6 protein-coding genes are annotated in these 6,853 nt (G+C 42.3%); 4 read left to right on the forward strand and 2 right to left on the reverse strand.

The window, feature by feature from the left end:
* The first annotated feature begins 28 nt into the window (after window positions 1-28).
* From V7201_RS23055 to V7201_RS23070, 4 genes are all read left to right on the forward strand, one after another.
* Window positions 29-733, forward strand: a complete 705-nt coding sequence (locus tag V7201_RS23055; protein ID WP_335379087.1) for a response regulator transcription factor — start codon at window positions 29-31, stop codon at window positions 731-733.
* A 2-nt stretch (window positions 734-735) separates the two neighbouring features.
* Complete coding sequence (locus V7201_RS23060; protein WP_335379088.1) at window positions 736-2,112, forward strand: sensor histidine kinase; 1,377 nt, start codon at window positions 736-738, stop codon at window positions 2,110-2,112.
* Window positions 2,113-2,213: 101 nt separating this feature from the next.
* Window positions 2,214-3,899, forward strand: a complete 1,686-nt coding sequence (locus V7201_RS23065; protein WP_335379089.1) for a DL-endopeptidase inhibitor IseA family protein — start codon at window positions 2,214-2,216, stop codon at window positions 3,897-3,899.
* A gap of 141 nt (window positions 3,900-4,040) precedes the next feature.
* A complete protein-coding gene (locus V7201_RS23070; RefSeq protein WP_335379090.1) occupies window positions 4,041-4,943 on the forward strand; it encodes a DL-endopeptidase inhibitor IseA family protein in 903 nt (300 codons plus the stop codon).
* 120 nt (window positions 4,944-5,063) lie between these two features.
* Here the strand turns inward: V7201_RS23070 and V7201_RS23075 are convergent, their stop codons facing one another.
* Together V7201_RS23075 and V7201_RS23080 are read right to left on the reverse strand one after the other, a co-directional pair.
* The gene (locus V7201_RS23075; protein WP_335379091.1) at window positions 5,064-5,627 is read right to left on the reverse strand and encodes a 3D domain-containing protein; all 564 of its coding nucleotides are present in this window, start codon (window positions 5,625-5,627) and stop codon (window positions 5,064-5,066) included.
* Window positions 5,628-5,911: 284 nt separating this feature from the next.
* The gene (locus tag V7201_RS23080) at window positions 5,912-6,583 is read right to left on the reverse strand and encodes a C40 family peptidase (RefSeq protein WP_335379092.1); all 672 of its coding nucleotides are present in this window, start codon (window positions 6,581-6,583) and stop codon (window positions 5,912-5,914) included.
* Window positions 6,584-6,853 lie beyond the last annotated feature (270 nt).

Genomic DNA, 6,853 nt, shown 5'->3' on the forward strand with positions numbered 1-6,853 from the left:
GTCAGACCCCCAGTGAGGTGATGCGGTGATGGGTGAGGGTAGGGTGTTGGTTGTGGAGGATGAGCTGCCGATTCGGCGGCTGATTTGCTTTAATTTGAGCCGGTCGAACTTTGATGTTGTGGAGGCGGGGGATGGGGCATCTGCGCTTCGGCTGGCTGAGGAAGAGAAGCCGGCGATTGTGATTCTAGATTTGATGCTGCCTGATATGGATGGTTTTGAAATATGTACGAAGCTGCGTGAAAAGCATCCCCAGCTGCCGATCATCATTTTGTCTGCCAGGGGTCAGGACATGGATAAAATCATGGGGCTCGAACTGGGGGCAGATGATTATATCGTCAAACCGTTCAATCCTCTTGAATTGGTCGCCAGAGTCAGGACCGTTCTCAGAAGAATAACTCCAGCAGCCACCAGAGATCTGGCATCCGAGCAGCTATCCATGGGGCCGTACATATTAGATTTAAAAACTCTTAAAGTCTATAAGTCTGGCACTCCATTAAAACTTACGGCAAGAGAATTCCAGCTCATGAAGCTGTTCTTCCAACGGGTCAATCAGCCAATTACCAGAAACGATCTGCTCGACGAAATCTGGGGCACCAATTATTTTGGCGACCCCAAAACTGTCGATGTCCATGTGCGAAGGCTTCGTGAAAAACTGGAGGATGACCCGTCCAATCCTAAATACCTTATTACGATGTGGGGCTACGGATACTGCTTCCAAGAAGGCGGAGCCTGACAATGAAAACAGGAATTAAAGGAAGGCTCGTATCGAGCTATTTAATACTAATTATTTTGACAGTCGTGATGTTTGAAACCATTATTCTTACAGCGCTGCGCTTTTATTATATAGAAGGAGTACAGCAAACCTTAAAAGATCAAGGTACCATGTTCATCTCATTTCATGAACAGGAACTCAGGGATGGCTTTCTCGAGGAAAAAGCGCCACTGTTCCTTCAACAATATAACTTTTTAACAAGCGCTCAAGTCCAGCTGCTCAATCACCACGGTAAGCTGGTAGCCGATTCACATAATAACGCTCAATCCGATGTCGGACAGCTAGATGATGTAAAAACAGCACTAACTGGGCAGACGGGATATTTTACAGGAAGATTGAATGATGAAAAAGTAATGACAGTAACCCAGCCGATGATGATCGATGGTGAAAATTATGGAGCCATCCGGCTCACGACATCGATGACGCAGATCAATCAGGTACTAGTCCAGAACATGCTCATTCTGATGGCGATCGGCCTCTTCGTCATTGTGATCGCAGCTTTGATCAGCTACTTTTTAGCTAATTCAATCACGAAACCTGTGAGTGCCATTACCTCTGCTGCAGAAAAAATGGCTTCCGGAAAATTCTCGGCGAGAATCACAAAACAGAAAAACGATGAGCTTGGCAAGCTGGCGGATACGCTCAATTTCATGGCAGAGGAAGTGCAAAGGCATGAGCGGCTGAAAAATGAATTCATCGCCTCGGTTTCACATGAGCTCCGGACGCCGCTTACTTCGGTAAAAGGCTGGGCAATCACGCTGCATTCGATGTCCAACGATGAAACATTCCAGGAGGGCCTCCAGATTATCTCTCATGAAAGTGAACGCCTTTCCAATATGTTAGGTGACTTGCTTGATTTATCCAGCTTGTCTGCGGGGAAAGTGAAATATAACTTTCAGGAGCTGTCGCTAAAAACAACTCTCCAACAAGTCGTCAGCCAGTTAAATCCCAGGGCCAACAGACAAGGCATTAAGCTGATCGCCTCATTTGACAATGATGCTTTTATAAAAGGGGATCCAGACCGCTTGAAGCAAGTGTTCATCAATATGATCGATAATGCCTTGAAATTCACTCCAAGTGGCGGAGAAATCATCGTTTCTTATAAAATCGCCCCTCTCAAAAAAGCCCAAATACAAATTACAGATACAGGCGTAGGGATCTCACAGCAAGAGCTTCCTTTAATAAAAGAAAAGTTCCAAAAGGGGAAATCCAAGGCATCTGGAACAGGCTTGGGCCTCGCAATCTGCCAGGAAATCATCCATGCCCATAATGGGAGCTTTGATATAAAGAGTGAGGTTGGCAGGGGTACAATAGTGGAAATAACTATCTCAACTATTTAGGCTATTAACCTTTTTGTAACCTTTTTTTAAAAGAATAAGAGAGATTTCTCTTCCTATACCCGTTACATTCGTAAAAAGGAAGAGAGGTGGAGGATATCAATATGAAAAGGAAGCAGAGGCAATGCGTGTCGCTCATTCTGGCGTGTATGATGCTGGGAGGCTGCAATTTTTTTCCGGAGCCGGTGAGCCTCATTCAGGCGCCGGGGAATCCGAAATTCGTGGATGAAACATCGGATCATTACTTAGAAATTGTAAAGAGGCACCTTCCAACCGGAACAGCCTTGCATGTTCCCGATGAACCGGTAGGCAGCGATTCAATCATTCAGGCTGATTTTAATAATGATGGAAAAATAGAAATCATTGCCTTTTATAAATCCAATCTACGTGCAGACCAAACGGGTGCGTTTGTGCTACAGAAGCAGGACAAGAAGTGGACGGAGGTCGCAAATTTTGAGGGACCTGGTTACGAAGTCAGTTGGGGAAGTGCCGAGGATCTTACGGGTGATGGCAGACCAGAATTGCTGATTGCCTGGAAAATGGGCGTTTCAGCTGGAAGTGTGCTGGACATTTACAGCTGGGAGAATCAAAGGTTTAAGAAAATCGCACAGCAAAAATTCCATGAGCTTGATCTTTTAATTGGCGTTAATCATCCGAGCCTGGCGATCTGGCAACGGGAAATGGAAGACGTGTATACCGTCGATGTGCTGAAGTGGGAGGAGGATTCTTTCAAACCTGATAAGGACCTTACTCCCGTTTATTTTAGACAGGTCGCACACTATTATAGACAACGGACGAAGGAGGTACCGGATGCCGCATTTTACTGGTATTACCTGGCGGACGCCTATCTGAAGGCTGATAAGCCTGAGGATGCCCAGCTGGCTCTTGATCAGGGCATGCAGCAAAGCATTACGACTCCCAGCTGGAATGACTTTGAGCTTTTACAAAATAAAATCGAAGCTGCTTTAACCGAAAGAAAAAATGCAGATGTATTGTATTATGAACCGCTTGCTGACTTGACGATGAACATACCAAAGGATTTATATCCTTATATTTCGATTGAGCCGAAGGAAGGCGAAGCGAATGAATATGTTATGAATGTTTATTTTACCGATGGGAAGAAAAAAGGGCTGCTGTTCGCGATTGAAGCCCACGCTCAGGAGTTTATCATGAGAGAGGAATTTCCTCTTCAGGTGGTGGCGGAAAATGAGCAGTTGGTTTATGGGATTCGCAGAAATAGCGTCAAGGAAAATTTGGGTGAAATGTATCATCACGCAGCTGCAGTAGTGGATGAAATGATTGCTAGTATTCGGTTAGGTTCACCTTTTTCAAAATATAACGTCCTGGAAAATGAACTTTTAATAAAAAAAGTGCAAGAAGCGTATGAAAAATATGTTTATGTTGGCATGGGCGGAAAAATGGAGTCCGGGGTTATTGAGAATTTTACAGTGGATGACATGGACTATCGCTACCTGGGTGCAGATCTCGATATGATGGAAAAATTGAATGATTATCTGGCACCTTCTTTTACAAAGGAAGCGATTCGAAGTTTTATGGAAAGTGCCCGCATTATCGAACATGAGGGAAGGATGGCTCAGCCGAATGCGGATGGCGGCTCGCTGCTGAATTATAGCAGGGCGACAGTTTTAAAGGTGAAGAATCTTGGAACGGAAGTGCAATATGACTTGAGCGTTCCGCTAGGCAACAGCCTGGTATTTGAAACTGTGACGGTGGTTCTTAAGAAAACAGCAGAAGGATGGAGGATTTCATCTAATCCAATTACTTTGTAAGGAGCAGCCCAAAAGCTGCTTCTTTTTTTGCAAAAAATGTTACCATATTTCAATCATCTGTTTACCAATTTGTAACTTTTGGCTTTCGGGAAGGTTTTAAAATAAGAGCATAAGGAGCAAGAATAATTGGAGGTAATGAAAATGAAAGTAAAAACATTGTTCATCACAGGTTTGGCCGTTGCGATGCTGGGGATTTCCGCATTGCCGGCACAGGAGTCTTATGCGAAGGAGAGCCCGAAGGTCGCGCAAACATCGATTGTCAAGAAGAAGGTTACGCACAAGGAAATCGGTACTATGGCGTATGAATGGATGAAGAAGCAGTGGTATATCCAAAGCGGCGGTCATTATGAGGAAGGGGAATATAAATCATTTGAATATAATGGTTCTTACTATCGCTACCTTTCTAAAGATATCGATACCAGCAAAGAACTGATGGACTACCTGAAGGAGAGTGTTACACCAGCTTACGCCAAGCGGTTCATCAAGGATAAAGGCATCATTGAACATAAAGGAAAAATGGCGCAGCCAGAAGCCGATGGTGGATCAATCCTGCAGTGGGATAAGGCAATCGTTAAGTTTGATGAAGCCTCCGGAAAAGAGAGAGTGTATACCCTGTTAGTGCCAGTTGGAGAAACTGAGGAATTGTCAGCTTACAAGTTAAGCGCACTTTATTTACCTAAACAAGGCTGGAAAATCAGCAAGCTTGATTACAGTCATACAATTGACCTCAATGTACCAGGAAACATCAATCCTGCCTTTGTGTTCTTTAAGTACCTGCTAGTTGACTCAAGTGTATCCGAAGATCAGCTGATCAAGAAAAGACTGCTGAACGTTGATAAATTCAAAAAAGGCATCACCAAGGTTGAATTTAGAGACATGAAAGAAGGAACAAAAAAAGACGACCAAGTCGATTTTAACGTAACTATTTACGTTGAACTAGCCAAAAACTACAAAGGAAAACTAAAATCTGGCCTAAACCAAATGACCTTCACCATCCGAAACACAGGAGAAATGGAATACAAAATCGTAGATATAAAAATGTAACCGACTTTAACACTCTAAAGCGCCGGGGGTCAGACCCCCGGCACGGTAATACGTTAAAGCGGTACAATATAAAAAAGAGAGCTGTGGCATACCACACGGCTCTCTTGAATCTGCTTTTTATTAATTTTTGATGTAGACTTTTACTTTAATTGTTTTGCTTCCCCATTGAAGTGCTCTTTGTTTGTTCGGGATGAAGACGTCGATCTTGTTGCCTTTTACGGAAGATCCTTTATCGGCTGCGATTGCTTCGCCGTAACCTGGTACGTATACTTTTGAGCCAAGTGGGATGACTTTAGGATCTACTGAAATGACCTTTGCGTTAGGGTTCTTTTTCAAGTTGATGCCTGTATAAGTGATTCCGCTGCAGCCTTTGCAGCTTGCAGTGTAGGCAGTTGCCCGAACTGTGATCTCTTTATAGGCAGGTGCTTTAGTTTTTGCAGTCGTCTTTTTCGCAGCTGTCTTTGCGGTTGCGGACACTTTTAGTACTTGGTTAGGTCTGATTTTATCTGATGTAAGTTTATTGTATGACTTTAATTGAGAAACCGTTATGTTATTCTTTTTAGCGATCGCCCAAAGAGTGTCGCCTTTTTTTACTTGATATGTATTTCCAGCGGCTAAAGTGGCATTTGAAGCACCGAATAGTAGAACAAGTACAGTGATGAAACTTATAGTAGTTTTTTTCAAGTTCTAATCTCCTTTATCTTCTTTGCTAGGAATAGATTAACAGTTTAATATAACAGTCATGTTACATTGGGAAACTATTTATATTACAAAACAGTTTCAAACATGTAATGTTAGGAAAAATAACTTAATAGTGGTCAAGGTGAGTGATTATTGGCAGAAAAAGCAGGTTTAAAACGAGGAATTATTATAAATAAGAGAATTAAACTAATTTTTACATGGGAAATTTTTATGCTCGGTTCCCAGAACCAAAATAAAAAAGGTGGCGAATATGCCACCTTTTTAACTTATAATCTTTTAGCACCCATAAATTTTGGTTTCCAATAAGAGTTGTTAATGCTAGCGATTGAGACGCCTTTTGATGTAGCAGCGTGGATCATTTGGCCGTTCCCGATGTAAATGGCAACGTGAGTAACTTTCTTTCCACCGCTAGTTGCGTAGAATAGTAGATCTCCCGGCTGATAGGCTGTCACTTTTGTACCTGCAGAGAACATTTCACCAGCTGTACGAGGAAGCTTAGTGTAGCCTGCTTTGTTGAATGAATATGTAACTAAACCTGAGCAATCAAATCCGCTTGGAGTAGTTCCTCCCCATACATATTTAACACCCATATGGCTTTTAGCGATAGAGATGGCTTGTGACTTATAGTTGCTGCTGACAGTAGAAGCTTTTGTTACAGTGCTTCCAGAAGCGATATATTTTGAACTAACGTATCCGATTTTTCCATTGAAAGAAATTCTTGCCCAACCATTTCCCTGGCTGCTGACAGTCACATTGTAACCTTTTGCAAGTGTTGCGATCACTTTCCCAGCGGTTGATGGCTGATTACGAACATTTAATGTGCCGGAACTTACGTTTACGTGGTAAGCTGTTCCAGCAGCAGAAGCTTGATCCATTGACGGAGTGGCAGTAGCAAGTATTGAGAAAAGCATAGTTGAAGCTATAATTCTCTTAAACAAAGTTGTTTACCCCCGATTGCTAGATGTTAAACCTAGTATATAGCGAAAGGGGTTACAAACAAATAACAGATAAATTACAATTATGTAACAAATACCGACATATACCGCTAAAGGAAGAAAAAAACAAATCGAATAGTGACGAAAGTATTGGTATTACTAGATTTCGCTGGAAATTAATCTGTTTTTAATAAATGTGAAAATGATGATTAAATCTAAAAAAATGTTTCTTTTATATAAAACGGCATCCCCCGTTTTGAACTATACCCCGGA

Origin of the sequence: Bacillus sp. JJ1122 (assembly GCF_036964885.1) — a bacterium.
GTDB lineage: Bacteria > Bacillota > Bacilli > Bacillales > Cytobacillaceae > Mesobacillus.